This window comes from Catenovulum sediminis (genome assembly GCF_007289895.1).
Lineage (GTDB): Bacteria > Pseudomonadota > Gammaproteobacteria > Enterobacterales > Alteromonadaceae > Catenovulum > Catenovulum sediminis.
In genome coordinates this window covers 3,115,598-3,141,207 of sequence record NZ_CP041660.1, presented here as the reverse complement: position 1 = coordinate 3,141,207, position 25,610 = coordinate 3,115,598, and the positions used below count along the sequence as shown (strand labels likewise).

The following is a 25,610-nucleotide window of genomic DNA, read 5'->3' as shown; positions in this document are numbered from 1 at the left end:
AATTTGAAAAATACGCTACACTTAAAAGTTGGGATAGTGCTATACGGGGGCATATATGAAAGTGTTAGTGACAGGAGGAACCGGCCTTATAGGCCGCTCGCTCATTAAACAACTAAAAACGACCCATCAAATATATGTGTTAACTCGCTCCCCAGAAAAAGCGTTTAAATTATTAGGGCATGATATAGAAGCGTTTAAAACTTTGCCCCGTGCAAAGCACTTTACCTATGATGTGATTATTAATTTAGCAGGTGAGCCCATTGCGGACAAACGTTGGAGCAGCCAGCAAAAAAATAAAATTTGTCAAAGCCGATGGCAAATCACCCAAGATTTAGTCGACAGAGTCAAAGAATGTGAATACAAGCCAAAAGTGATAATCTCTGGTTCTGCTATTGGTTTTTATGGCAGACAAGCACCCACAACTGAAATAACTGAAAACAACTTCCAAGTACATGACGAATTTACCCATCAGGTCTGTTTAAAGTGGGAAAACATAGTTAAAGAATGCGAAGAACAGGCTCGAGTATGTCGTATAAGAACAGGTATTGTACTGGCTAAAAAAGGCGGTGCACTAAGTAAAATGAAACCGGCATTTTTATGTGGCCTCGGCGGACCGATTGCATCTGGTGAACAAATGATGTCTTGGATACATATTGATGATGCAGTAGCGGCAATTCAGTACCTGATGTACAACAAAGCCTGCTCAGGTGCATACAATTTGACCGCTCCGCAGCCTGTCAGCAATAAAGAGTTCAGTAAACAGCTTGGGCAAGTGCTAAACCGTCCAACCTTTTTTACGATGCCAGAGTCACTATTAAAAATATTATTGGGTGAAATGTCTGAGTTATTAACGACAGGGCAAGCTGTAATCCCGCAGAGACTCGAGGAACACGGCTTTACCTTTCATTTCCCAAATTTAAAAATGGCTTTAAAATCATGCATTGGCAAACATTTAGAGTAAAAAAGTTCTTTAAACCCCTTAACTTACATGATATAAAAGCGAGAGAAAATCATAAAAGTAGCTGGTTTTCTGTCCAAAATTATAATCATATTAAGTAGTTGGATGAATATGGACGATATCATATCTTGTAAAAAGTTAGAGCAAGCGCGTAAAGCAGCAGGCTTGGCACAAAAAGATCTATATAAAGCAGTTAATGTTTCGCGCGCGACTTACCATAATTGGATTGTCGGAAAAAGCGAGCCAAGCGCTAATCAGTTTTTTACCATGTTGGATATCTGTTGGCAAAAAACTAAACCCGCCAATGGCAAATCGGAATTCGATGATTTGCTGAACAATTTAATGTCGATTGGTACAGACGAGAAAGCCTCAAACTAACCCTCTTGCAAACCACTTAACAAACCCGCCTTGTCAAATTCAGTGCGCCAGATTGCAAGCTTTTCTGCCGCACTTAATCTTGCATTTGCTGGACTCGTTGAAGGTAAGTGAAAAATTTGAATATGATCAGCAATTTTATTTGAAACATAACGATTGAACAACTGTGTGGCTTTACCGCCATTTAAAAAAACATTTTGGATATTTGGGTATTGCTTGAACAACCTCTGAAAGTCGTTAACCTGAATACTTTTCGCTTTAATGGCGCTATCCAAACTGCCTTCTCGTTGACATTGTGCGATCACATCCCACAAACTCAGTTGCTTTGATAACAATGCTTGTAATTTATCCTCGTAACTGACTAACTCTGGCCAATCAAACAACGCCTGCATAATTGGCCAAAATGCATTTCTAGGATGAGCATAATAAGCACTCGACCTTAAAGAAACAACGCCCGGCATTGAACCCAAAATGATTGAGCGTGAATTTTCATCTACCACTGGCGCAAAGCCATTTGCCAACAAAATATTAACCTTTTCTTTTATTAGAGCTTGATTTAACACAGCTTATCCCAATATTAAGTGGGAATAAAATTCAATTGAACTGGCGCGCATTATTATTGTCAGATAAACGCTATAAACTAAACCAAACGATAAGAATTATTATGGCTGAACAAGAATTTTCAAAACTAAAAGCATATTTAGACACCCAAGTCATTGGCCAACCCGAATTAACAGAAAACATGTTAATTGCACTCCTTGCCGATGGCCACTTGTTGGTAGAAGGTCCTCCTGGTCTTGCAAAAACACGCGCTATCAACTCTTTAGCTCACGGTATACAAGGTGATTTTCATCGGGTTCAGTTCACACCTGACCTATTGCCTGCCGATCTGACAGGTACCGATATATATCGCCCAGAAGAAGGCACCTTTTCATTTCAGCCAGGTCCCTTATTTCATAATTTAATATTGGCTGATGAAATAAACCGCGCCCCCGCCAAAGTTCAATCTGCGCTATTAGAAGCGATGGCTGAACAGCAAATTACGGTGGGGAAAAAAACCTATAAACTGCCAGATCTATTCCTAGTTATGGCAACGCAAAATCCATTAGAACAAGAAGGAACTTACCCGCTACCTGAAGCCCAGTTAGACCGGTTTTTAATGCACTTAGAAATTGCTTATCCAGGAGCCGAAGTTGAACAACAAATCTTAAAATTAACCCGTGGTGAAGCACTCAATCACACAGTGGTAGAACAACCTAGGATTACACAAGAAGAAATTTTTGCCGCACGCCAAGCTGTTTTAAGTATTCATATGGCGGATGCGTTAGAAGCCTATATCGTTGACCTCATCATAGCAACTCGCCAACCAGAAAAATATGATCCGCAGTTGGCCCAATGGATAGCTTATGGTGCATCCCCTCGAGCAACCATATCGTTAGATCGCTGCGCTAGAGCAAAAGCTTGGTTAAGTGGAAAAGACTTCGTGACACCTGAAGATATTCAAGCAGTCTTTCATAATACGCTGCGCCATAGGCTGTTATTAACCTATGAAGCTGAAGCAGATGGAGTGACCACGAACCAAGTACTGGATAAAATTATATCGTTAGTAGCCGTACCGTAAGTCAATAATGATGAATACGTCTGATTCAAACCTAAACTGGTTACAAACAGTGTCTTCTAACGGTGTCTGCGCGCAAAAACCGGAGTTGCTTTATTATCAAGCTAAAACCAGCCTGATAAACATGTCTCCTAAACATGCTCTGCAAGCAAGGTTAGCTGGGCAATATACCTCTGTGCATAAAGGCCGTGGTATGGAATTCGACGAAGTGCGCCACTATCAACCTGGTGACGATATCAGAATGATCGATTGGCGTGTAACCGCCCGTACCGGCACAACCCACACCAAACTGTTCAGAGAAGAAAAAGAACGCCCTGTTTTTATCTTCACCGACCTGAGTGATTCGATGCTATTTGGCAGTAAACTATTGTTTAAATCAGTACAAGCCTCACACTTAGCAGCGCTGTTAGGCTGGACAGTAAATAAAATGGGCGATCGGCTAGGAGGTTTAGTCTTTACCAACCATAACCATATTGAATTAAAACCCAAAGCCAGAACGCCCGGTGTACTTCATTATATTCACGCATTAGAACAGCAAAGTGCTGAAACAAATGTCGTAAACGCCCATAACAAAGTGCAAGAAGCTCAGCAAGCGGAAATATTTAGTCAAGCATGCTCAAGATTACGCCGATTAGCCAGACCCGGCAGTTTAGTCATCTTGATCAGTGATTTTCAAAATTTGTCTGATGCATCTGTTAAGCAGCTCAGTTTACTGTCGCAACATTGCGAGCTAATGGCTTATCGTATTAGCGATCCACTGGAAATTGAATTACCACAGAGTCGGTTCAGTCAAAACTTGCCTGTGATCCATCAAGGGCAAACAGGTAATTTACAAATAGGTAATAAACAAGCAGCCAGCTTATATCATTCAGAAGCACAAAAACTTATAGAGCAACAAAATACATTATTAAGACGTTGCCGCTGCACCATACAAGATGTTTCTGCTGCGTATCCGCTAGAGGTTCAGTTTAAATGAATCAAGCATTTTTAGATCTTCAAATGCCCGAACCAACTTCATGGTGGCCTTTAGCTTGGGGTTGGTGGGTTTGTATTATTTTAAGCTTAGTTGTCATCGGCCTGCTCGTAACGCATATAATCAAATATTTTAAACGAACGAGAGCAAGAAGAGCGGCTATTGCAGAGCTAAAAAGCATGAGCGTGCAAACCAGTCAGTTGGAATTGCTAGCTGTGCTAAAAAAAGCGGCTCTAAGTTATACCGAGCGCCAAAAGATAGCCTCCACCAGTGGAGCACAAATGGCGCAGTTTTGGCTTGCCAATATTAACCAAAAGCAATCGCAATATTTAGCAGACTGGTTGTCCGAGTTATATAAAAGTGCATATGCAAAATCTCGCACAATCAATGAGGATGATATTAACAAGTCGATTAGCTTACTTAAAGCGGCCCTACCATTGAAATATAAAGAGGTAACGCATGTTTGAATTTGCAATGCCTTGGTTCTTTTTACTATTACCCTTGCCAATACTGACTTATTGGTTGAGTAAAGCACCGAAAAACACACAATTAAGCGGCGCACTTAAAGCCCCCTTTATCCGTCATCATAATGTACAACATACGGTTAACAGTGGAGACAAAAATAATAAAATTTCAATTTTATACGGCATTATTTGGTGCTTGTTAATAATCGCTAGTGCGCGACCGCAATGGCTGGGTGAGCCGATTAGTTTACCCGCACAAGGGCGTGATTTAATGTTGGCAGTTGACTTATCGGGTTCAATGAAAATGGATGATATGCAAATCAATAATCAGCAAGTTGACCGATTGAAAATGATTAAATTCGTGATGCAAGACTTTATTAATAGACGAACCGGAGATCGACTTGGGCTCATTCTTTTTGCCGATACAGCTTACTTACAAACGCCGTTAACGCGTGATAGAAAAACCGTCGCGCAGATGTTAGATGAATCAGTAATCGGATTGGTTGGTGACAAAACGGCAATCGGTGATGCAATTGGTTTAGCAGCAAAACGATTTGCCAATAAAGACAAAAGCAATCGCATACTTATATTATTGACTGACGGGCAAAATACCTCCGGTAATTTACAACCCGAACAAGCTCTGCAACTGGCTCAGGAACAAGGTATTAAAATTTATACAATCGGTGTAGGGGCCGATGAAATGCTGCAAAGAGGCTTTTTAGGTTATCGTAAAATCAACCCTTCTGCTGACTTAGACGAAACAATGTTAAGCACATTAGCAGAGTCAACTGGCGGACAATATTTCCGGGCACGCGATACGCAGGAACTCAGCCAGATTTATCACGAATTAGATAAGTTAGAGCCGATTAGTGAAGATGCTCTGCAAATGCGCCCGCTAACCACCCTATTCTATTGGCCACTGGCTTTAGCGCTTGTGCTGAGCTTTATCATCGCGTTGAAACCTTTTTATCAAAATGTATTACGTCAAAAAAACACGGTAGAGAGTAACCATGGCTGATTTCCATTTTTTGCGCCCGTACTGGTTTTTAGCATTAATACCTGTCTTGGTTTTAGGATGGATGTTGTTTCGCTATAAAATAAGTCAATCCGGCTGGACTCAATTCATTCCTCCACACTTGGCAACACACCTGATTAACCAGAAAAATACAAACAGTTCGTTGCCGATTAAATCAATTATTATTGCATGGCTTATTGCGGTCATCGCTTTAGCAGGACCTACTTGGCAAAAACGGCCGCAGCCAATATTTCAGGCAAAAGCGGGCAAAGTGATATTACTAGATTTATCTTTATCTATGTATGCAGAGGACATACGCCCCAACCGAATGACCATGGCCCGCTTCAAAGCGATAGAAATAGCACGCAATATCAATGAAGGTGATTTAGGACTAGTTGGTTATGCAGGTGATGCATTTACCATTAGCCCATTAACACCCGACAGCAACAATATTGTGTCTCTCATTCCAAGTTTGTCGCCGGATATTATGCCGGTAAAAGGCAGTGATGCTGCGCTGGGTATATTGCAAGCCATTGAACTGCTTAAAAATGCAGGGTTTCAAAATGGTGATATTTTCTGGATAACCGATGGCGTTAGTCAGGTTGAAGTAAATGACATCAACCAATACCTATTAAAGGAAGATTACAAACTATTGATTCTAGGTGTCGGGACAGAAGAAGGGGCGCCAATTAAGTTACCTTCAGACGAACTTTTAAAAGACCGAAACGGAAGCATTGTTATCCCTAAAATGAATAGTTATCAATTACGTGCATTGGCTGATAAAAACTCGGGCATTTATCAAGCCATTACGGCAGACGATCAAGATATCAATAATTTAATAGCCAATATGCAAACACCAGAAGAAATTGAAAAAGATAATAAAACGCAACTAGAAGGAGATCAGTGGTTTGAGTTTGGTCCTTGGCTAGTGGTTGCCATACTCCCTTTTGCGCTTTTGGCTTTTCGTAAAGGTGCAATGATGGTGATATGCCTGGCTATATTTTTTCCCGTACTACCAAACTCAGCGCATGCAAATTTGCTGGATTCGGCGTGGCAAAATAATGATCAAAGGGCATATCAATTATTGCAAGAAGGTCAATATCAAGAAGCCATTGAACTGGCTGAAGATAGCAATATTAAAGGGGCTGCACATTTTAAAAACGGTGATTATGAAAAAGCTGTAGCGGCTTATGCCAATAGCAAAGATCCGGACGCTTTGTACAACAAAGGAAACGCACTGGCGAACCTTGGGAAATTAGACGAAGCAATTGAAGCTTACGAGGAAGCTTTAGCACAGCGACCTGACTTTCAAAAAGCAGCCCAAAATAAGCAACTTGCTGAGCAACTGAAAAAACAGCAACAACAGCAACAGCAAGAGCAGCAGCAACAAAATAACGATAAAAACTCTGAGCAAGAAGATCCAGAGCAGCAAAATCAAGATGGTCAATCACAGCAAGGTGATCAGCAAAGTCAAAACGACGAACAACAAAGTAGTGGCCAACAAGAACAGGAACAAGAAAACTCAGGCAATAATACTCAAAATAATGATCAACAATCGCCTTCTGCTAATGACGATGAGGCGCAAAATGATCAAGAAAATGCGGCTAACCAAACAGCAAGCTACGAACAGCAAGAGCAGCAGGATGAGCAAAACAGCACTCAACAAATGCTGGATAACGCCAAACAACAGGCCGAAAATGCAGAGCAGACAACTGAGCAAGCAATGCCAACACAAATGACTGAAGAGCAACGAGAAGAACAAGAAAATCAACAAATCATCCAACAGTTGTTAAACAAAGTAGAAGATGACCCTTCATTTCTGCTACGCAGAAAAATGCAACTGGAATATGAAAAACGCAGACGTCAACAAACCCCGAAAGGAGTAAAAGAGCCTTGGTAACACGACTTTTAGCAATCCTTTGTGTACTCACAAGTTTTAATGTTTTGGCACTTAATATTGTAGCCAGTGTCAGCCAGAATCCAGCCACAATAAATGAATCTATTGATTTAGAAATAACAGTGGATGATTCTGTTGATAATAATATTTTTGACTTTGACGTACTGAATAAAGATTTTCGGGTATTAGGCACATCCGTTAGTAGCCAAACCCGTATGATAAATTTTAAAACAACACGGCAAACCCGCTTCACAACACGCTTAATTCCCAAAAGAACTGGGCAGATAACGATCCCATCATTTAGTTACAATGGCGCAACATCTAACCCAATTCAACTCAAAGTAGTGGACAGTCAGTCAGCAAATAGTAAACAACAAGATCGCGATATATTTATTGAAACCCAACTTTCTGCTAATGAAGTCTGGCTGCAACAGCAAGTCATATATACAACAAAACTTTACCTTTCGGTACAAATGACCAGCGGCTCTTTGACCCAACCAGAAATCGCAGGTGCGATTGTCGAGCAGCAAGGTGATGATAAAGAGTCAGATACGCTAATTGATGGTATTCGTTATCGGGTTATCGAAAGAAATTACCTGATTACACCGCAACGCAGTGGCACTTATAATATAGACAGCCCAGTTTTTCAGGGTGAAATTTTGGATCGCAGAAGAAGCCAATTTTTCAACCAAACAAAAGTTATTACGCGTACTGGCGAATCAATAACGCTCAATGTTAAAGCGATTCCTAATGATTACCAAGGTCATTGGTTACCTTCTGAACTGGTCATGCTAAATGATGAACTGCAACCCAGGCAGGATGAATATCAAGTGGGTGAGCCGATGACTCGAGTCATAACCCTATCAGCATTAGATGTCAGTGCTGAACAGCTACCCAAAATAGACGTGAATTATCCGGATAGTATCAAAGTCTACCCAGATCAAGCCGACACACATAGCAGCCAACGAAATGGGCAAATCATTTCACAAAGAATTGAAACCGCAGCGCTTGTGCCAACTCGTACTGGTACTTTCACCCTACCTGAAATAAAAATTAGCTGGTGGAATACCAAACGAAATAAACAAGAATTTGCCATTATTGAAGCTCGAGAAATTATTGTACAACCAGCAGCACAATCGACTTCAAATATGCTGTCACCTCCGACACTTAGCGATAATTCACAGCCATCAAGGCTTAACGAACCCCCTTGTCGCTGCGAAGAACAATCTGACAACGACACGGATTCTGTTCAACAACAACCGAGTATTAGCAGCAGCCCTTGGGCATTTAATTATTTAAGCGCTGTAATTACCTTGCTATGGCTGCTCAGTATTGCCTTCATCTTGCTATTAAAACGAAATAAAAAAACACATATAGAGCAACATACCAAAGCAGAGTCAAATCAAAGCGAAAAACAAGCTTGGGTGACCTTAACAAAGTCTATCAAAGAAAATAATCCTCAAGGTATCAGAAGCAATTTACCCAAATGGGTCAAGGCACTGACAAACAGCGAATCAGACTATACGCTGCCACAAGCCTTAAAACGTCTATCCAGTGAAGCCATAGACCAGGAAATTTATCGTATGGAATCCAGTATATATGGTAAGCAACCTCAAAACTGGCAAGCCAATGAATTACAAAAAGCACTAAAGCAAGCGCGTGATAAATATTTAATATCGCATGCTAAACAAAGTGGAAAACTTGCTAGCCTAAATCCTTAAGGAAAAAATTTGCATGATTGGCAATTTTTTACGAAAGAAAAAGACACAGACTCAGGTCTTAGTAGGCATGAAAGAAAAGCAAATTCAGTATGAAGCTTTGGTCAGTGCTTATCATAAAGATATGTATCGCTACGCATACTGGCTGACACATGACCAACATATTGCTGAAGACATAGTACAGGAAACCTTTCTGCGCGCGTGGAAAAGCTTGGATAGCTTGTTAGATGCAAACGCCGCTAAATCTTGGTTAATCACCATTTTGCGACGGGAAAATGCGCGGCGTTTCGAACGCAAACAGTTTGATATGACAGAGTATGAAGAACACAATATACATGATGACAATGCCGATACAGAGCAGAATGTAGAGCAGCAGTTACTACAAAGAAAAATTGCCAATTTACCAGTTGAATACCGAGAACCCTTGCTCCTTCAAGTTGTCGTAGGGTTTAGCGGTGATGAAATTGCCAAGCAGTTAGAGTTAAACAAAAACACTGTAATGACTCGCCTATTTAGAGCGAGAAATATGCTAAAAGAAGCATTAGACAGTGGCAACAGCGAGAGGTCTGCCAATGGATGATTTAGAATTCAGAAAGCGTATTTATGCTGAACCTAAATGTCAGGACGATGCTGTGCGCCAAGCAATGCAAGAAGATAAACATAAACGTAAATTTTATGACGAAATGGGTTTGCTCGAGCAAAAAATAGAACAAGCTTTAGATGTGCCTGTCTCTGAAGGATTACAAAGCAAAATCATTTTACGTCAAAGCATACAAGAAAAAAGCAAACAACCCAAAGTATCAAAAGCATACATAGCGATTGCGGCAAGCATTGCGTTTGTATTTGGCATGACTATTAATCATTTTTTAGCAAATCAGAATAGCTTTAATGTGACCGAAATGGCTTTAGCGCATGTCTACCATGAAATGCAGTCGCATGGCAACCTCGACTTAGATCTAGACATCAACACAGTTAATGCAAAATTAGCAGCATACGGCGCTCAATTTGAAAAAGAAATTGGCCATATTTATTCTGCAAATTTTTGCCAAATAAAAAACACACGCGCTCTGCATCTAGTTTTAGCGGGGCAACATGGACAAATTAATGTGTTTATTATGCCTAAAGCGAATGATGCAACTGGTTGGGATAGCGTAAGCGACAACAAACTGACAACACGCAGCAGCCGTTATCAATCTGCAGACTTAATCTACGTCGCACCTAAAGCTGAAAATTTAGATGCGGTTCAAGATAGCATTGAAAATAAAATCAGTTGGCGTATATAAGGGCTATCGTTAGCCCTTATATACCGCTGGTCAATTACGCAAATGTAAGACTGTCATTTAATCGTCACATTTATGTAAACCGCCTGTCACCCCCCTGTCACCTCTATCTATTAGTTTGACCCGCATTCAATCTAACTAGAAACAGAGAATACTATGATAAAAAGAACACTACTTTGCGCTGCTGTATTGGCCGGTTTATCAGCATGTTCGTTAGAAATAACAACTGACGACAACGAGACACATCCAGCAAAAGACATGCAATTTGATTTGGTCGCTCGAGCGGTCTTAAATGTGCAATCGCCGGAAGGCGCTGCAGAAATCGTCGCTTATCAAAAATCAAGCGGCTATATTTATGCAGTCAACAGTTCAGGCGATACCGCAACGGTCGAAATATTAGATCTTGCTGATGCAAACCCTGCTGCACTGACAGCTGATTCTGAAGGTGTTGTCGATACAACAAACCTGCCTATTATGTATACACTAGACGTTTCTGCAGACGTTGCTGGTGATGCAAACAGCATAGCCGTTGACGATAATAATGAAATATTAGCGATCGCTATGGCAGCTAAATCGACAGATGAACGGGGTTTTATTGCGTTTTACGACATTTCAACTTCTGTACCTTCATTTATAAAATCTGTTCAGGTTGGCTTCTTACCTGATATGGTCACTTTTAACCACGCTGGAACACAGGTTATCGTGGCTAACGAAGGAGAACCTTCAGGCGACTACGTAATTGATCCAGAAGGTTCGGTTTCTATCATAGAAATCCAAGCAGGTGTACCTGCAGATAGTGCAACAGAAATAAAGTTTGATGCGTTTAACAGCTTAACAGCGCAACTCGTTGCGCAAGGTGTAAAATTTGCTAACCCTAATGGCGCAACCGTTGCACAAGATTTAGAACCCGAATACGTCGCTGTATCAGAAGACGACTCGTTAGCCTTTGTTAGCTTACAAGAAAACAATGCCGCTGCTGTAATCGACTTATCAAGCAAAACACTTTTAAACGTGTTTGGATTAGGTTTCAAAAACTGGTCAATGTATAAATTAGATGTATCAGATAAAGACGATGCTATCAATTTGCAAAGCTACAATAATTTATATGGCATGTATCAACCTGACACCATCGCAAGTTATACCGTTGATGGAAAGCACTATTTAGTAACGGCTAACGAAGGTGATGCGCGTGAATACATCGACGACGCATTATCGGGTGGCAGTGTTGAAGATGAAAACAAAGACGCCTGTTTAACGGCTCATCCAAATGGTCTGTACGACTTTGATGATGGTGAGGAAGTTTGTTTCTCATATTTAGAAGAATCACGTGTAAAAGACCTTGAAGACTTCGCCCCGTTAAATGCCGAGTTAGAAGCCATGTATGATAATAACGGTGGCAGCGATGGTTTAGGTCGTTTAATTGTGACCAAAGAGCTTGGCATGAACAATATCAGCAATGAATATGAAGCTTTATATTCTTATGGTGCACGTTCATTCTCAATTTTCAGTCAGTCAGGTGAACTCGTATTTGATTCTGGCGATGACTTTGAGCGTTTAACGGCAGAAATACACGGTGCTGCGTTCAATAACAATGAAGACGAAAATGAGGGTGATACTCGCTCTGATGCGAAAGGACCAGAGCCTGAAGCATTAGCAATCGGTGAGATTGACGGTAGAACCTATGCCTTTATTGGTTTAGAGCGTATGGGTGGAATTTTTGTATATGACATCAGCAAGCCTTACAATGCTCAATATGTTAACTATTTTTACAATCGCGGATTAATTGAAGGCGCTGACATTACAGGTGACCTTGCACCTGAAGGTATGAAGTTTATTCATGCAGATGATAGCCCGACAGGTGAAGCATTATTGGTTATCGGTAACGAAATATCTGGCAGTGTTGCGGTTTGGCAAATTTCGCTTAATAAAGACTAAATAAAAGTAGATAAAAAAGCAGCTTGAAGATAAAAGGCGTTGTTAGCAACATAACAACGCCTTTTTCACGTTTTACGTACATAACTACAGCATCACCAAGATTCGCGCCCTCACAAATTGACTGCTTTAATTGAAAATATTTTTCTTTTAATTCATTATGCAAAACATAAACGCTTTAAAATTCAAACTCCAATCAATCACCATTCGAAACAACAACAACACAACAACATAGGAATCGGGAAAAATGGCGCAAGCGGTAGATAAACATAAATTAGAAATTGCTTTAAATGGATTTTCAATCCCGCCCCGTCCAGAGCTACTGATCGCGCTGCAGCAAGAGATTGACAGCGGTGAACCTGATGTTAAGTACATTGGCAAGCTCATTAGCCAAGATATTGCAATTGCAGGCTTTTTGCTAAAAGTGGTCAATAGCCCAGTATTCGCGCGACGGCAACATATAGACTCAGCCGCCCAAGCTTGCTTAGTTCTGGGAGCTGAAAAGCTCTTGTTATTCGTACGCAGTATTTTAATTCGATACCAAATTGGCACACAAAAAGCCGATTTATTCCTCGATACACTTTGGGATTCATCGAATAAATTAGCGGAGGCTTGTGTCGCAATATGTCAATATATGCAGTTAGACTTTCCGGATGAAGCTTACACAATTGGTATGTTTCATAACACCGGCATGGCAATTTTATACAGTAAAAATGCTGACTACCCAAAAGTATTAACGGATGCCTACACTCAGGAGCTATTAACAATCAGTGAGTATGAAGAAGTCACTTACTCTGTTGCGCATGAATTACTGAGTTTTCTGGTCGCTGAATCTTGGGGCTTAAGCCATGAAGTTTGCAATGTGCTGGCATACCATCATAGCGTTAACGCAATATATACAACCGGCAACTACATAGAAAAAGAAATGCTATCGGTGCTAAAACTAGCCGAACACATGCTAGAACTGGGCAAATGGTTAACAGGATACGAAGTTGATTACGAATGGCAGCGTTGCAGCGACGCGGTATTAGATACATTGGAAATAGAACCCTTTCAATTACCAGATATAGGCGAATACCTAGAAAACCTAGGTATTCGCAATAAATATAGCATGCTCTAGGGCGTGTTTATCTTTGTTTATAATTTGAGCTGAGAGAAAAAATGGTCTTAGGCAAGGCAGAAATAATGAAGTTTAGTCATCTAAATAAGTTATTTCTAACGCTGCATAAGACCATTTTGGCCTCAGCCCGAAGGGCAATGGCTATTTTAACCCTTAACGGCATTAGAATTCGTTTATTTAGAATAACTAAACCCCACTCATTCTGCTTTGTTAATGATTAAAACAGCCTATTGCTCAAAAATAATACAAAGATCAACACGCCCTAATATCCGCGTTTCTTTGTTGCCAGGAGGAATCGCTATTCAGAAAATTCTGATAACAAACTTTTCAATAGCTCAGTTAACTTATTGAATGTCAAAGAGCGGCGTGTCGTTTGCCGCCAAACCATACCTATTTGCCGGCTCGCCTGCTCAGCAGCAGGCCGCAGCACTTTTAAATCCGAATGTTCTAACAAGCCAGTTTTAAGCGCCATTTGCGGAATAAAAGTTGCGCCTTTTTGACATTCCACCATAGCAACCAAAGTTTGCAAGCTACTTGCCGAAAGTGGATTGATTTTCTGACTATCAACCAGCTGACACGCTGAAACAGCATGTTCAGTTAAACAATGCTCTTTTTGTAGCAAGAAAATGCTCTCGTCAGGAAAATCTTGATAACTATACACCTGCCCTTTTTCGACAGGGTAATCTTTATGGGTCACAAACCAAAACGGATCTTCCCCTAACACCTTTGTATGAAAACCGGCTGTATTAACGGGTAAAGCCAATATCAAACAATCTAATTCCCCTGCATCTAAAGATTTTAATAGATTTTCTGTCGTATCTTCTTTTAATTGTACGTTTAAATCAGGATAGCTGTTTTTGCACAAGGTAAAAAATGGCTTAAATAAAAATGGCGCAATTGTTGGTATACAGCCTAAACGCAGTCGCCCCGACATTGGATTTTGGGTTTCGTGTGCAATTTGTGTTAATTCACTGGCCTGCTGCACTATGCTTTTGGCCATCACCACTAAGGCCTCCCCCATATCCGTAAATACAAATGCCTTGTGATCACGCTCGATGAGTTGGCCACCCAATTGATCTTCCAGATTTTGAATACCGGCACTTAAGGTAGACTGGCTAACAAAACAAGCTTCAGCCGCGCGATTAAAGTTTTTAAGTTCATACAATTTTATTAAATATTGTAAATTTCGTATGCTGGGTAATTTATTCATCTAATGCCTTGAATTCATCTATTACATGGTATCAAAGCAAGATTAGCTTAGACTGGAAAATGGTTAAACCCCTAATTAGAGGAATAACCATTTAAAATAATCAATGTTTACTCACCATCACGTGATTTTTTATGAGCATGATGTTTTTTATGCTTTCTCTTTTTCATATGCGCCATAATTTTATCAAATTTAGCTTGTTGCTCTGTAGTCAAAACAGCGCGAATTTGATTTCTCATCGTGGCGGATAAAACCAACTTATCATTTAGTTGAGATTGATATTGAGCAACCAACGCATATGCTGCCTCTTCACTGTAGTTATCGCTGATAACCAAGTTGCGTAGTTCTTGATGGAACGTTTTCAAATCCTCTTTTAGGCTTTCACGCTGCGCTTGATTTGACGCTTTAATAGATTTAATTTGCTCTTTTTGTTGCTCTGTCAAATCCAGCTTTTTCATAATAAAGTGAATTTCAGAATGCCCGCCTCGCTTATGTTTGCGCTCACCATCATACTCACCTTTTCCTGCAAACGCAGACTGACTAACTAAGGTAAAACCTAAAACAACAGGTACAAATACTTTCGCTAATTTATTTAAATTGATTTGCATATTTAATCTCCTAATGATTAATTTACAACAAGATGTTTGTTGACGATTATTAGTTTAGCGACTGCAAAGCAAAGAAACGCAAAGCCAGTGTAAAGGTTAGGTAAATAGTTTGCGTGCCAAATAACACGAGTTATATTGACACCTATAAGTAGTAGATGAGTAATGAGAGTAAAATGTCTGCCAATATATTAATCATTGATGATGATTTAGATTTAGCCGAGTTACTCGGCGAGTATTTAACTTCAGAAGGCTTCACCTGTGATCATGCTGAAAACGGTTTAATCGGTCTTGATAAAGTAAAACAACATCCTTACGACCTCGTTTTATTGGATGTCATGATGCCGCAACTGGATGGTTTTGAAACGTTAAAAAAACTACGCCAGTTCAGCAAAATGCCGGTGTTAATGTTAACGGCTAGGGGCGACGACTATGATCGCATTCTTGGATTAGAATTAGGCGCAGATGACTACCTACCTAAACCATTTAACCATCGTGAGTTATTAGCTCGAATTAAAGCGATACTGCGTCGTTTCGAATATGCCAGCATACAACAGCAGGAAGCAATTAGTCGAGCCGGTAATTTGGTTATCGATCATAATACTCACACAGCTCATTTAGACGGAGAAGCCATTGAACTTACGGGGACCGAATACCAGTTTTTAAGTTATTTAACACAACACCTTGGACAACTTATCAGTAAAGAAACACTCAGTGAAGAAATATTAGGCAGACGACTCATGCAATATGACCGCAGTATTGACATGCATATCAGCAATATCAGACGTAAGTTAAAGGCAGATAGTCAAATTCAAATCAAAACGGTGCGCGGTGCAGGTTATAGACTGGTTACAATATAGATGAAGTTATTATTAATTATTAAAAAATTAAACCCATTAAATAGTTTATTTGGTCGTATCTTTTTAGGTTTTTGGGGAACCGTTTTAGTTGTTGTAGCCGTTACAATTTTTATCAATCAACAGCTCAACGACTTTAATAAAGTAAAACCATTGGATGGATATCAGGAACACCATTTGCTGCTTGCAAAAAAAAAGCTGGAAAAAGCGGGATTGGAAAAGTTAACTTATGCTCTGCGTAGAATTCAAAAAGAAGGAAAATTAAAATGGGTCGTATTAAAAAACCTTGAAACCGGCGAATTACTCAGCCATCGAAAACCCAGACATCTTGCGTTGAAAGAATTTAAACAACTTGCATTTGAACCCAAACCATTACAAGTCAGGTTAGACGACTTTTTAATTGCAGGCCCAGTCGACATTAACATAGAGAATACTCACTTTAAGCTAATGCTGGCGTATAAATTAAGTCCAAGAGCTGACTTTTATCGTGCGCTCTGGCACTCACCTGAATGGTTAAAATTTCTAATAGCGGGCTTACTAACAATACTCCCCTGCTGGCTAATTGCGCGCAGCATCAGTAAACCAATTCACAAACTAAACCGCTCGACTCATATTTTAGCAGAAGGCAATTTATCACATCGAGTTGAGGAAAACGTCGTTAACCGACACGATGAAATTGGCAAACTGGCTAATGATTTTAATGAAATGGCGAATAAGCTCGAAAGTAATCTAGAGTTACATAAAAGACTTTTGGGTGACGTTTCTCATGAACTCAGAACACCACTGACCCGATTGGAGCTGTCTTTAGCCATGGCGATGAAAGATCCGGCCAACAGTAAAAACCAACTTGTTCGTATCGAAGCTGAATTGCATAAACTGGATGAAATGATTTCCAGCGTACTGCGTTTGGCACGTCTGGAAAATGAAGATATTCAATTAGAAAAAACAGAGATCAATCTGTCCATCCTAGTTAAAGATATTATTCAATCCGCGCAAGTTGAATGCGACGCAAAAAATATTCAACTAAAAACAAACATCGCGCCCAACATCGAATACCTAGGGGATGCTTTATTGCTTAACAGTGCATTTGAAAACATATTACGCAATGCGATTAAATTTAGTGAAACAAACAGCGAAATTGAAGTGAAATTAAAAATTCGCGATGATGAGATTATCTACGCTGTCTGTGACAACGGACCCGGCGTCAACAGTGATGAATTAAACAAAATTTTCATGCCGTTTTACCGCGTAAACAAGGCAAGAGACCGAAAAACCGGTGGGACAGGCCTCGGGCTAACCATTGCAAACAAAGCTGTTCTGCGCCACTGTGGGCGTATCGAAGCGCATAATAAAGAGCCTAAAGGTCTACAGGTTAATATTTACCTACCAATGATTCAGCTCGCAAATTAATCAAGGCTAAACCAATCATATATAATGTGTTCCTCAGCTTGTCAGGAAAATTACCTAAAATAAATTAAGATGCCGTATAAAAGTCCAAGCTGCGGTGTCAGTTAAGCGATTATTTTTTTTGGTAATCTACATCTCCTGACAGTGAGATTTTTTTCAACGCCCCTCATGTACTCATTACTTTTATAAATATAATTATATCAAGTGCCATGAAAGCCTAGATAAAAGACAACTTGGGTGAAGATGTTTTTTGGTGATTTTTTAAGGCTTCAGATCATTATTTGATACTATTTGTTATTATTTGAATAGACATACATTTTTGAAGAGTAAGATTGGTGGGTCATGCAAGATTCGAACTTGCGACCAATGGATTAAAAGTCCACTGCTCTACCAGCTGAGCTAATGACCCAATCTTAATAGGGAGTAAATATATCTGATGATGGTGGGTCATGCAAGATTCGAACTTGCGACCAATGGATTAAAAGTCCACTGCTCTACCAGCTGAGCTAATGACCCATAATCAGATATGGTGAATTAAAGTGGTGGGTCATGCAAGATTCGAACTTGCGACCAATGGATTAAAAGTCCACTGCTCTACCAGCTGAGCTAATGACCCACTCTAATTCTTTGTTGAACCTACAGTTTTCTTACTGCAACCCTGCCGGCTAACGGGGGCGTATGATACTGATATGACGGCTGAACGCAACAAATATTTCATTTTTTTTTGCAAAAAAATCGTTTAGCTAAAAACTGCTGAATATTCGTTCGAACAGCGTTATATTTTTAATCAAATTAAACCAATATTACAATTCTGCCAGTCGGCTGTTGGCTAACTTAGCAGAAGTAGAATCAGGATACTCGCGGAGTACCTGCTGGTACTTTTCTTTCGCCAAACTGACCTGGCCTAGTTTTTGAGCAACCATGCCTGACTTAAAAATCGCATCAGGTCTTTTATTTGACTCAGGGTAATTTTCTACCACTTGGTTAAAACTTTTGGCCGCTGCTTTTAATTCACCTTTGGTAAAGAATAGCTGACCTAACCAGTAATGCGCATTCGGCTGATAAACAGAATTTGGAAACTGTTGAATAAACTTTTCAAACTCAGGTATCGCTTGCTCATAGCGTTTATCTTTCAATACTAAGTTAACGGCTCGATCATAGGCTTGATTTTCATCTAGATTATCAGTGTAAGCTTGCACTGACGAGCTACTACTTGAATTGGACGCGGTAAGGCCTGTATTGGCATTTAAAAGCGACGAACTTGCACCGGACGCCTTGCTCTGCGCCGTTAAATCAGACATCTGCTGGGTAAGCTGAGTAATTTTATCAAGTTCTTGATAGAGCTCTCGCTGACGCTCTAAAATTTGCGACAATTTATGATTGTGCTCTTCGGATATACCCCGTAGCTCACTTAATTCAAACTGCAATGAGTCCACTTGCTGCGCCATTTCAACCTGTGAACGGCTACGCGCATCTATTGCACGTTCCAACATATCAATTCTTTCATTTAGCGACATATTGCGTTCAGCATAAACAAAAGGAGTGCACGCCAACGACGCCACTCCTAAACTGAAAGCAACTAATTTACTTAGTTTTGCCATCATAAATCAACTTATCTATTGATTAATATACTAATACAGCTCTTCTGTTTTTAGAAAATGCAGCTTCAGTGCGCGACTTGTCTAAAGGCTTTTCTTCACCGTAGCTCACGGTTGAAATTTGAGAAGCAGTAACCCCTAAGTTTTGTAAATACTTAGCGACACTCTTCGCTCGACGCTCACCCAACGCGATATTGTACTCTGGTGTACCGCGCTCATCACAGTGACCTTCAATTACAACTTTAGCGCCAGGGTTTGCACGTAGATAAGCGGCATGCGCTTCTAACACTTCAAAATACTTGCCTTCAACTTGAGAATCATCAAAGTCGAAGAACAACATATTAGTTTGACGTAATGCAGCTTGCTTTTTCTCTTCTTCTTCAATTTCCATCTGACGCTTTTTTTGTAACGTCATGACTTCTACTGAATCTGCATCGTTTTGCGCTAACGCACCAGTCGTAGCTGTATCGTTCGCGTTAGTTGCAGTTGCAGTGTCTTCACCTGTAGTTGTAGAACATGCTGCTGTTAACATTGGTAAAACGACAACAAGGTATTTTAATAATTGGGTTGGCTGCATGTGCTTTTCCTTATTTATTAGAAATTTCAATTGTTAGTTAAATAAAATATGCCAATTACATATAAGGTGACCAAGCAGGCGACTTAACCTGCCCGACACCAGATGGCAATCTGGCTTTAAATCGACCATCAACAGATACCAGCGCAAGTACCTGATTTTGGCCATGTAATGTACTATAAATTATCATATTTCCGTTCGGAGAGATACTAGGTGACTCATCTAAATAAGTTTTGGTCAGTACCTGCATCGAACCTGTACGTAAATCCTGTCGAGCAATATGATAGTTCCCTCGAGTCCGATTAACGACGACTACACCTTTATTATCCGGTAGAAACGAACCGCCAAGATTCATTTCACCCGTATAAGTTAAGCGATGTGCTTTGCCGCTACTCAGTTCAATTCTGTATAACTGTGGGCGCCCGCCACGTTCTGAGGTTATCACCAAAGATTTCCCGTCAGGCGACCATGATGGTTCTGTATCTATAGTTCGATTATTTGTAATGCGTGTCAAGCGACGCGTCAATAAATCCATTACATATACTTCAGGATTGCCGTCTTTTGACAATACCATTGCCATTTTAGAACCATCTGGCGACCAACTTGGTGCACCATTAATGCCCGGATATGATGCAATCATTTCCCGACTACCTGAATATAAGTCGTGGATAAAAATTTGAGCTTGACGGTTTTCAAACGTCACGTACGCTAATTTTGTCGCATCCGGAGACCAAGATGGCGACATTAACGGCTCATTACTGCGTACAATTTCCTGCTCATTGTAACCATCGTAATCTGCAACCACCAATTGATACGGTCGATTTGGTTGCTCGGTAACCAGAACGTAAGCTATCTTGGTTTGAAATGCACCTTTTATGCCAGTAAGTTGCTCAAACACTTTATCACTGATTGCGTGCGACACTCGACGAAAATCAGACGAATCAAAAGAAATAGGTTTGCTGGCAAACATAATATGATCGTTTGATGCAACAAGTTCGCCGCCACTCAACATTTGAGCACCACCGCCCGTAATTTGCCCCCGAATAATATCAATGATTTGATAAGTCACAGAAAACTGCCCAGGCCTTACATCATAGATTTGACCAGTGACAATTGTATCCACACCTTTCTCTGTCCAGGCCGTATAATCTACGTCTTCTACATTTTTTGGCTGTTGTGGCATTTCAAATACCGCTTTAGGGTTAAATTTGCCACTACGCCCCAAATCTGCTGAAATAATATCAGAAATTTTAACCGGCATTTGCGCAACGCCCTCATAATGAAAAGGCACAATCGCGATAGGACGCGCACTATCTAAACCCTCTGTAATTAAGATTTCAATCGCCGCCTGCACAGGCGTAATCAAAACTAAAGATAGTAAAAGTGTAACAATTTTCTTCATGCTTATAGCGCCTTTATTTTAATTTTCTGGTGCAACTGTTAAGTTAATATTTCTTAACTCAGCAGTAACTTCCGGATCTTCAGATACCGGCAACTGATTCGTTTTATAAACAGCACGTTCGGCTTCCTGACAGGTTTGTGGGTTGCCAGATAAGGTTTTTACCTGAGTCACAAAACCATTTGCGGCCAAACGTATATTCAATTTACAACTGGTTCCAGCCAAAGAAGCATCGGTAAACAAATTACTTTGAATTGCTGAGCGAATTAGCGCTACATATTTGTCACGCTCCGACATAATGTATTGCTGCTTTTGAGCCGCACGTGCTTCCATCTCGGCTTTCATTTGCTGTTCTAACAGCTTCTGTTGCTCTGCTTGTTCACGCGCTTCTTTTTCACGCTGTTTACGCGCCTCTTCTGCTTTTCGGGCTTCCTCTGCTTTACGTTTAGCTTCTTCTTGCGCTTTTTTGGCGGCAAGTTCGGCTTGCCTTTTCGCTTCTGCTTGTTTTTCAGCTTCCTGTTTTAGCTCTTTTGCACGTTTAGCTTCTTTAATCTGGCGCTCTTTCGCAGCGCGTGCTTCAGCCTCTGCTTGTTTTTTCTGTTTTTCAAGCTGCTTTAGATTTTGTTCATTTTGTTGTTTTGCCTTTTCAGCTTCTCGTGCTCGCCTTTCCAACTCAGCTACGCGCTGCTCTTCTGCTTTTTCGCGTGCAGCTTTTTGCGCTTCTAGTTTTTTAATTTGTGCCTGTAGTGCACTTTTATCAACTGAGACTGCCTGCACAACTTCACTTTTACTGGCTTGGTTAGGCTGTTTTGTTGGCGTTTTAAACTCCATGCTGTACATCAAAACAACGCCTAATAAAAGATGGATGGTGATTGAAGTTATTAATGCCAATGGATACTGCTGCATATTATTCCCCTACCGGATCTGTCATCAAGCCAACAGAAGCGACGCCTTGTTTTTGCAACAACACCATCAGACTCACCACCGCATCATAACTCACAGTGCGATCACCTTCGACCATCACAGGACGTTCAGGTTCAACTTCGATATAAGCACCGACCAATGCCGCCAACTCTTGTGGCTGCATCGGACCATCTTTATTACTACCATCAGTGACAAAATATTCATAATCAGCGGTAACAGAGACAATAATGGGTGGTTTACTGTCTTCTGCTAATGGGTTAGCTTCAGCTTTTGGCAGGTCAACATTAACTCCAGCAGTAATCAAGGGCGCCGTCACCATAAAAATAATGAGTAACACCAGCATGACATCAATATAGGGGACAACGTTAATATCCGAAACAGGACGACGCCGTTTACGTTGATACATTTAGACTAAGCTCCTGCCTGCTCTTTTTTCGCAATGGCCTGACGATGTAAAATAGCAGAAAACTCTTCCATAAAATTAATCATACCATTTTCAATTTTCTCTACCCGATGTGAAAAACGGTTGTAGGCAATAACGGCAGGAATGGCTGCAAACAAGCCCATCGCAGTTGCAATTAACGCTTCAGCGATACCCGGAGCAACCATAGCTAAAGTAGCTTGTTTCACTTCACCTAGAGCGATAAAGGCGTTCATAATCCCCCATACTGTACCAAATAAACCTATGTATGGGCTGATTGAACCAACGGTTGCTAAAAAGGGTAAATGTGTTTCTAATTTATCAACTTCTCGCGACATACTGACGCGCATCGCTCGATAAGTTGCATCCATTAAAGCTTCAGGTGAGGTATGCCCACCTTTTCGCACGCGTGCAAACTCTTTAAATCCAGCTTTGAATAAACTTTCGCTGGCGCACGGCTCGGTGACTTTGTGGCTGACCTCATGGTACAGGTTACTTAATTCAACGCCTGACCAAAATTTGTCTTCAAACAACCTTGCTTCTCGACTGGCGCGGCTTAAAACACTGGAACGCTGAAAAATCATCATCCACGAAATAACCGATAAAGCCAACAATAAAAGCATAACGGCCTTGACAAGTAAACTCGCCTGTAAAAATAGACCTATAAAGGTGATATCAGCTGACACTTTTTAATTCCCCGAAAATACTAGCCGGTATACGCACCGGTTTTAATTGTTTTAAATCGACACACGCTATTTCAATGAGCGCAGTGTTAATAATTTTCTGTTCTTTTTCAATGTGCTGGCGAAAAATTAAACTCGCCTTTTTTAAACTTTCGATCTCTGTCACAACTAACAGGCGATCATTAAACTGCGCCGCAACTTTATTATCTAAAGTGATACGTTTAACCACAAAGCCGATATTTTGCGTCAGCAGGTTATCTTGCTCAATACCCAAAGCGGATAAAAATTCAGTTCGCGCACGTTCGTAAAATTTTAAATAATTAGCGTGGTATACAATACCACCGGCATCCGTGTCTTCATAATACACACGAACACCAAATTCAAATCTATGACTCATGCTTTCCTGTTAATCCAAAATGCAAATAAGTACGTTGTGTCGCAATTCGGCCTCTTGGCGTTCGCTGAATAAACCCCTGCTGAATCAAAAATGGCTCAATTACATCTTCTATTGTATCTTTCTCTTCACCAATTGCAGCAGCTAAATTATCCAATCCGACCGGCCCCCCATCAAATTTATCAATAATGGCTTCTAATAATTTGCGATCCATATAGTCAAAGCCTTTGTGGTCAACATCTAGCATATCTAATGCATCAGAAGCCACTCCTTGCGTTGCAGTGCCATCTGCCTTTACTTCAGCATAATCGCGCACGCGACGCAATAATCGGTTAGCAATTCTGGGCGTTCCTCGTGCTCTTCTGGCTATTTCCAACGCACCTTCTTCATCCAACTGCATGCCTAAATGATGAGCAGAGCGCTTTACTATAAGCTGCAGCTCATCTACTGAGTAAAATTCTAACCTTTGTACAATACCAAATCTATCTCTCAACGGAGACGTTAACGCACCAGCGCGCGTCGTCGCACCAATCAGTGTAAAAGGCGGCAATTCAAGCTTGATAGAACGAGCCGCTGGTCCTTCACCTATCATGATATCAAGCTCATAATCTTCCATTGCCGGATATAAAACTTCTTCAACCACTGAACTTAAACGATGAATCTCATCGATAAATAAAACATCATTGGGTTCTAAATTGGTCAATAATGCCGCTAGGTCACCTGCTTTTTCTAACACGGGGCCCGATGTTGTTTTGATATTCACCGACATCTCATTTGCAATAATTCGAGCCAATGTCGTTTTACCAAGCCCAGGCGGGCCAAATATCAATACATGGTCAAGCGCATCTTGTCGGTTTTTTGCCGCTTCAATAGCGATTTGCATTTGTGACACAACATTTTTTTGGCCAGTGTAATCTGCCAAAAGCTGTGGACGCATCGCCCGATCGATACTTTCTTCTTCGCCACTTATTGTTGGGCTTATCAGCCTATCCGCTTCAATCATGGTTTACAACATACTCTTTAAAGCGAGCCTGATAATCTGCTCACTAGTCATTTCTGTACTTGCAACTTTTTTCACTGCGCTTTCGGCTTGTGTAGCTTTGTAACCAAGGGCAACTAAAGCCTCAACTGCCTCACTATCTGCTTTGGCATAGTGAATGGTTGCCTCTGGTCCACCTATTGCATTTTGTTCATCCGACGATCCGTTATCGCTTTGATTTATCTGCCACTTAACCAATCTGTCTTTCATTTCTAGCAATAATCGCTCGGCTGTTTTTTTACCCACACCCGGTATTTTCACTAAATGTGAAACAGCATCATTTTGCACAGTCTGAATAAACTGCTCAGCTGACATCGCAGATAAAATAGCTAACGCTAGCTTGGGCCCAACACCATTGGCTTTTAAAAGTTCACGAAACAAATCTCTGTGGTATCTATTGTGAAAACCGTATAAAGAGTTGGCATCCTCGCGAATAACCTGATGGATGTAGACAGTTGTTGGCTGCTCAAGTTCAGGTAATTTATAAAAACTTGTCATTGGCAGAAAAACTTCATATCCCACACCATTTACATCTAATATGCATTCAGGCGGTAATTTTTCAACTACGACACCACTTAAACGAGAAATCATTTATTACCTTTTAGCAAAATTTATTATGTGTAAGTTAACGCAAACGACCACGTACGGTTTTACTCGCTTGCCCAGCCATGCTTATTAAACTTTGCCGTGTATGTGCATGGCACAAAGCAACGGCCAGTGCATCTGCAGCATCTGCTTGCGGCGAAGCGGTTAACTTTAAAATATGAGTCACCATATGCTGTACTTGTTTTTTGTCTGCACTGCCTTTACCCACTACCGCTTGTTTAATTTGCCGGGCTGAATATTCGGCGACGTCTAAGCCCGTATTGGCTGCAGCAACAATTGCGGCCCCTCTAGCCTGCCCCAACTTTAAGGCTGAATCAGGGTTATGTGCTAAAAACACTTGTTCTATCGCAAATAGATCCGGCTGAAATTGCTGAATCAATTCACTAATGCCACGAAAAATATTGATAAGCCGCTCGGCTAATGGCACATCACCTAAACGAATACAACCACTGCCTAAATACTGAATGTTTTTGCCTCGTTGTTGTATGACGCCATATCCGGTTATTCGCGATCCCGGATCTATGCCAAGAATAATACTCAATGAAT

Annotated in this window: 27 protein-coding genes and 3 tRNA genes; 14 read left to right on the top strand and 16 right to left on the bottom strand. The window is 40.7% G+C overall.

The features are described 5' to 3' along the window. Positions 1-55: 55 nt before the first annotated feature. Positions 56-961, top strand: coding sequence for a TIGR01777 family oxidoreductase (locus FNT16_RS13350; protein WP_143872044.1), 906 nt, complete (start codon positions 56-58; stop codon positions 959-961). A 108-nt stretch (positions 962-1,069) separates the two neighbouring features. Next, positions 1,070-1,336, top strand: a complete 267-nt coding sequence (locus FNT16_RS13345; protein WP_143872043.1) for a helix-turn-helix transcriptional regulator — start codon at positions 1,070-1,072, stop codon at positions 1,334-1,336. Here the strand turns inward: FNT16_RS13345 and FNT16_RS13340 are convergent. Next, complete coding sequence (locus FNT16_RS13340; RefSeq protein ID WP_221935029.1) at positions 1,333-1,896, bottom strand: DNA-deoxyinosine glycosylase; 564 nt, start codon at positions 1,894-1,896, stop codon at positions 1,333-1,335. The genes FNT16_RS13345 and FNT16_RS13340 overlap by 4 nt on opposite strands. Before the next feature lie 101 nt (positions 1,897-1,997). Between FNT16_RS13340 and FNT16_RS13335 the strand changes: the two genes are divergently transcribed. The 10 genes from FNT16_RS13335 to FNT16_RS13290 all read left to right on the top strand — a co-directional run bounded on the left by FNT16_RS13335 (position 1,998) and on the right by FNT16_RS13290 (position 13,350). Next, positions 1,998-2,954, top strand: coding sequence for an AAA family ATPase (locus tag FNT16_RS13335; RefSeq protein ID WP_143872042.1), 957 nt, complete (start codon positions 1,998-2,000; stop codon positions 2,952-2,954). 7 nt (positions 2,955-2,961) lie between these two features. Continuing rightward, the gene (locus FNT16_RS13330) at positions 2,962-3,927 is read left to right on the top strand and encodes a DUF58 domain-containing protein (protein WP_143872041.1); all 966 of its coding nucleotides are present in this window, start codon (positions 2,962-2,964) and stop codon (positions 3,925-3,927) included. Then, on the top strand, positions 3,924-4,391 hold the full coding sequence (locus tag FNT16_RS13325) for a DUF4381 domain-containing protein (RefSeq protein ID WP_143872040.1): 468 nt from the start codon (positions 3,924-3,926) through the stop codon (positions 4,389-4,391). Before FNT16_RS13330 ends, FNT16_RS13325 begins: the two co-directional genes overlap by 4 nt. Further along, positions 4,384-5,406 (top strand): vWA domain-containing protein, encoded by a 1,023-nt coding sequence (locus tag FNT16_RS13320; protein WP_143872039.1) that lies wholly within the window; start codon positions 4,384-4,386, stop codon positions 5,404-5,406. Before FNT16_RS13325 ends, FNT16_RS13320 begins: the two co-directional genes overlap by 8 nt. After that, entirely contained in the window at positions 5,399-7,303 is a 1,905-nt protein-coding gene (locus tag FNT16_RS13315; protein ID WP_143872038.1) for a vWA domain-containing protein, read from the top strand. The genes FNT16_RS13320 and FNT16_RS13315 overlap by 8 nt, the downstream gene beginning before the upstream one ends. Positions 7,304-7,347: 44 nt before the next feature. Then, positions 7,348-9,021 (top strand): BatD family protein, encoded by a 1,674-nt coding sequence (locus tag FNT16_RS13310; RefSeq protein WP_185976600.1) that lies wholly within the window; start codon positions 7,348-7,350, stop codon positions 9,019-9,021. 13 nt (positions 9,022-9,034) lie between these two features. Continuing rightward, complete coding sequence (locus FNT16_RS13305) at positions 9,035-9,598, top strand: sigma-70 family RNA polymerase sigma factor (protein WP_143872036.1); 564 nt, start codon at positions 9,035-9,037, stop codon at positions 9,596-9,598. Next, positions 9,591-10,301, top strand: coding sequence for a DUF3379 family protein (locus FNT16_RS13300; protein WP_143872035.1), 711 nt, complete (start codon positions 9,591-9,593; stop codon positions 10,299-10,301). Before FNT16_RS13305 ends, FNT16_RS13300 begins: the two co-directional genes overlap by 8 nt. A 153-nt stretch (positions 10,302-10,454) precedes the next feature. Then, positions 10,455-12,233: a choice-of-anchor I family protein gene (locus FNT16_RS13295; RefSeq protein WP_143872034.1), complete on the top strand. Its 1,779-nt coding sequence runs from the start codon at positions 10,455-10,457 to the stop codon at positions 12,231-12,233. 244 nt (positions 12,234-12,477) lie between these two features. Continuing rightward, a complete protein-coding gene (locus tag FNT16_RS13290) occupies positions 12,478-13,350 on the top strand; it encodes an HDOD domain-containing protein (protein ID WP_143872033.1) in 873 nt (290 codons plus the stop codon). A 298-nt stretch (positions 13,351-13,648) separates the two neighbouring features. On the opposite strand, the gene FNT16_RS13285 is transcribed toward FNT16_RS13290, so the two are convergent. Together FNT16_RS13285 and FNT16_RS13280 are read right to left on the bottom strand one after the other, a co-directional pair. Then, a complete protein-coding gene (locus FNT16_RS13285) occupies positions 13,649-14,560 on the bottom strand; it encodes a hydrogen peroxide-inducible genes activator (protein ID WP_143872032.1) in 912 nt (303 codons plus the stop codon). Positions 14,561-14,667: 107 nt separating this feature from the next. Continuing rightward, entirely contained in the window at positions 14,668-15,165 is a 498-nt protein-coding gene (locus tag FNT16_RS13280) for a Spy/CpxP family protein refolding chaperone (protein WP_143872031.1), read from the bottom strand. A 173-nt stretch (positions 15,166-15,338) separates the two neighbouring features. Between FNT16_RS13280 and FNT16_RS13275 the strand changes: the two genes are divergently transcribed. Beyond that, on the top strand, positions 15,339-16,022 hold the full coding sequence (locus FNT16_RS13275; protein WP_143872030.1) for a response regulator transcription factor: 684 nt from the start codon (positions 15,339-15,341) through the stop codon (positions 16,020-16,022). Beyond that, positions 16,023-17,429: an ATP-binding protein gene (locus tag FNT16_RS13270; RefSeq protein ID WP_143872029.1), complete on the top strand. Its 1,407-nt coding sequence runs from the start codon at positions 16,023-16,025 to the stop codon at positions 17,427-17,429. A 330-nt stretch (positions 17,430-17,759) separates the two neighbouring features. On the opposite strand, the gene FNT16_RS13265 is transcribed toward FNT16_RS13270, so the two are convergent. The 13 genes from FNT16_RS13265 to ruvC form a co-directional block, all read right to left on the bottom strand. After that, a tRNA-Lys gene (locus tag FNT16_RS13265) sits at positions 17,760-17,835 on the bottom strand. Positions 17,836-17,866: 31 nt separating this feature from the next. After that, positions 17,867-17,942 (bottom strand) — tRNA-Lys (locus tag FNT16_RS13260). Positions 17,943-17,966: 24 nt separating this feature from the next. After that, positions 17,967-18,042, bottom strand: a tRNA-Lys gene (locus tag FNT16_RS13255). A 187-nt stretch (positions 18,043-18,229) separates the two neighbouring features. After that, positions 18,230-19,030 carry a tol-pal system protein YbgF gene (gene ybgF, locus FNT16_RS13250; RefSeq protein ID WP_246072227.1) on the bottom strand — a complete coding sequence of 267 codons (801 nt, stop codon included), beginning with the start codon at positions 19,028-19,030 and terminating at the stop codon, positions 18,230-18,232. A gap of 19 nt (positions 19,031-19,049) precedes the next feature. Continuing rightward, positions 19,050-19,601, bottom strand: a complete 552-nt coding sequence (gene pal, locus FNT16_RS13245) for a peptidoglycan-associated lipoprotein Pal (protein ID WP_143872028.1) — start codon at positions 19,599-19,601, stop codon at positions 19,050-19,052. Positions 19,602-19,656: 55 nt separating this feature from the next. Then, the gene (gene tolB / locus FNT16_RS13240) at positions 19,657-21,000 is read right to left on the bottom strand and encodes a Tol-Pal system beta propeller repeat protein TolB (protein ID WP_143872027.1); all 1,344 of its coding nucleotides are present in this window, start codon (positions 20,998-21,000) and stop codon (positions 19,657-19,659) included. Positions 21,001-21,018: 18 nt separating this feature from the next. Continuing rightward, entirely contained in the window at positions 21,019-21,903 is an 885-nt protein-coding gene (gene tolA, locus FNT16_RS13235) for a cell envelope integrity protein TolA (protein ID WP_143872026.1), read from the bottom strand. 1 nt (position 21,904) lies between these two features. After that, positions 21,905-22,327: a protein TolR gene (gene tolR, locus FNT16_RS13230; RefSeq protein WP_143872025.1), complete on the bottom strand. Its 423-nt coding sequence runs from the start codon at positions 22,325-22,327 to the stop codon at positions 21,905-21,907. A 5-nt stretch (positions 22,328-22,332) separates the two neighbouring features. After that, positions 22,333-23,028, bottom strand: a complete 696-nt coding sequence (gene tolQ / locus FNT16_RS13225; RefSeq protein ID WP_143872024.1) for a protein TolQ — start codon at positions 23,026-23,028, stop codon at positions 22,333-22,335. Further along, positions 23,018-23,422: a tol-pal system-associated acyl-CoA thioesterase gene (gene ybgC, locus FNT16_RS13220; RefSeq protein ID WP_143872023.1), complete on the bottom strand. Its 405-nt coding sequence runs from the start codon at positions 23,420-23,422 to the stop codon at positions 23,018-23,020. Before ybgC ends, tolQ begins: the two co-directional genes overlap by 11 nt. Next, positions 23,412-24,422, bottom strand: a complete 1,011-nt coding sequence (gene ruvB / locus FNT16_RS13215; protein ID WP_143872022.1) for a Holliday junction branch migration DNA helicase RuvB — start codon at positions 24,420-24,422, stop codon at positions 23,412-23,414. The genes ybgC and ruvB overlap by 11 nt, the downstream gene beginning before the upstream one ends. Positions 24,423-24,425: 3 nt before the next feature. Further along, positions 24,426-25,049 carry a Holliday junction branch migration protein RuvA gene (gene ruvA / locus FNT16_RS13210; protein ID WP_143872021.1) on the bottom strand — a complete coding sequence of 208 codons (624 nt, stop codon included), beginning with the start codon at positions 25,047-25,049 and terminating at the stop codon, positions 24,426-24,428. A gap of 34 nt (positions 25,050-25,083) precedes the next feature. Next, positions 25,084-25,605 carry a crossover junction endodeoxyribonuclease RuvC gene (gene ruvC, locus FNT16_RS13205; protein ID WP_143872020.1) on the bottom strand — a complete coding sequence of 174 codons (522 nt, stop codon included), beginning with the start codon at positions 25,603-25,605 and terminating at the stop codon, positions 25,084-25,086. Positions 25,606-25,610: the final 5 nt, after the last annotated feature.

What these genes read in the sequence shown, in the direction of transcription:
- tolB (WP_143872027.1), bottom strand. Translation starts at nt 21,000, where the DNA reads ATGAAGAAAATTGTTACACTTTTACTATCTTTAGTTTTGATTACGCCT.
- FNT16_RS13300 (WP_143872035.1), top strand. Translation starts at nt 9,591, where the DNA reads ATGGATGATTTAGAATTCAGAAAGCGTATTTATGCTGAACCTAAATGT.
- FNT16_RS13295 (WP_143872034.1), top strand. Translation starts at nt 10,455, where the DNA reads ATGATAAAAAGAACACTACTTTGCGCTGCTGTATTGGCCGGTTTATCA.
- FNT16_RS13275 (WP_143872030.1), top strand. Translation starts at nt 15,339, where the DNA reads ATGTCTGCCAATATATTAATCATTGATGATGATTTAGATTTAGCCGAG.
- FNT16_RS13280 (WP_143872031.1), bottom strand. Translation starts at nt 15,165, where the DNA reads ATGCAAATCAATTTAAATAAATTAGCGAAAGTATTTGTACCTGTTGTT.
- ybgF (WP_246072227.1), bottom strand. Translation starts at nt 19,030, where the DNA reads ATGATGGCAAAACTAAGTAAATTAGTTGCTTTCAGTTTAGGAGTGGCG.
- FNT16_RS13270 (WP_143872029.1), top strand. Translation starts at nt 16,023, where the DNA reads ATGAAGTTATTATTAATTATTAAAAAATTAAACCCATTAAATAGTTTA.
- FNT16_RS13305 (WP_143872036.1), top strand. Translation starts at nt 9,035, where the DNA reads ATGATTGGCAATTTTTTACGAAAGAAAAAGACACAGACTCAGGTCTTA.
- FNT16_RS13345 (WP_143872043.1), top strand. Translation starts at nt 1,070, where the DNA reads ATGGACGATATCATATCTTGTAAAAAGTTAGAGCAAGCGCGTAAAGCA.
- FNT16_RS13290 (WP_143872033.1), top strand. Translation starts at nt 12,478, where the DNA reads ATGGCGCAAGCGGTAGATAAACATAAATTAGAAATTGCTTTAAATGGA.
- FNT16_RS13350 (WP_143872044.1), top strand. Translation starts at nt 56, where the DNA reads ATGAAAGTGTTAGTGACAGGAGGAACCGGCCTTATAGGCCGCTCGCTC.
- FNT16_RS13320 (WP_143872039.1), top strand. Translation starts at nt 4,384, where the DNA reads ATGTTTGAATTTGCAATGCCTTGGTTCTTTTTACTATTACCCTTGCCA.
- tolR (WP_143872025.1), bottom strand. Translation starts at nt 22,327, where the DNA reads ATGTATCAACGTAAACGGCGTCGTCCTGTTTCGGATATTAACGTTGTC.
- FNT16_RS13325 (WP_143872040.1), top strand. Translation starts at nt 3,924, where the DNA reads ATGAATCAAGCATTTTTAGATCTTCAAATGCCCGAACCAACTTCATGG.
- FNT16_RS13315 (WP_143872038.1), top strand. Translation starts at nt 5,399, where the DNA reads ATGGCTGATTTCCATTTTTTGCGCCCGTACTGGTTTTTAGCATTAATA.
- FNT16_RS13335 (WP_143872042.1), top strand. Translation starts at nt 1,998, where the DNA reads ATGGCTGAACAAGAATTTTCAAAACTAAAAGCATATTTAGACACCCAA.
- ruvA (WP_143872021.1), bottom strand. Translation starts at nt 25,049, where the DNA reads ATGATTTCTCGTTTAAGTGGTGTCGTAGTTGAAAAATTACCGCCTGAA.
- tolA (WP_143872026.1), bottom strand. Translation starts at nt 21,903, where the DNA reads ATGCAGCAGTATCCATTGGCATTAATAACTTCAATCACCATCCATCTT.
- ruvB (WP_143872022.1), bottom strand. Translation starts at nt 24,422, where the DNA reads ATGATTGAAGCGGATAGGCTGATAAGCCCAACAATAAGTGGCGAAGAA.
- FNT16_RS13330 (WP_143872041.1), top strand. Translation starts at nt 2,962, where the DNA reads ATGATGAATACGTCTGATTCAAACCTAAACTGGTTACAAACAGTGTCT.
- FNT16_RS13285 (WP_143872032.1), bottom strand. Translation starts at nt 14,560, where the DNA reads ATGAATAAATTACCCAGCATACGAAATTTACAATATTTAATAAAATTG.
- pal (WP_143872028.1), bottom strand. Translation starts at nt 19,601, where the DNA reads ATGCAGCCAACCCAATTATTAAAATACCTTGTTGTCGTTTTACCAATG.
- ybgC (WP_143872023.1), bottom strand. Translation starts at nt 23,422, where the DNA reads ATGAGTCATAGATTTGAATTTGGTGTTCGTGTGTATTATGAAGACACG.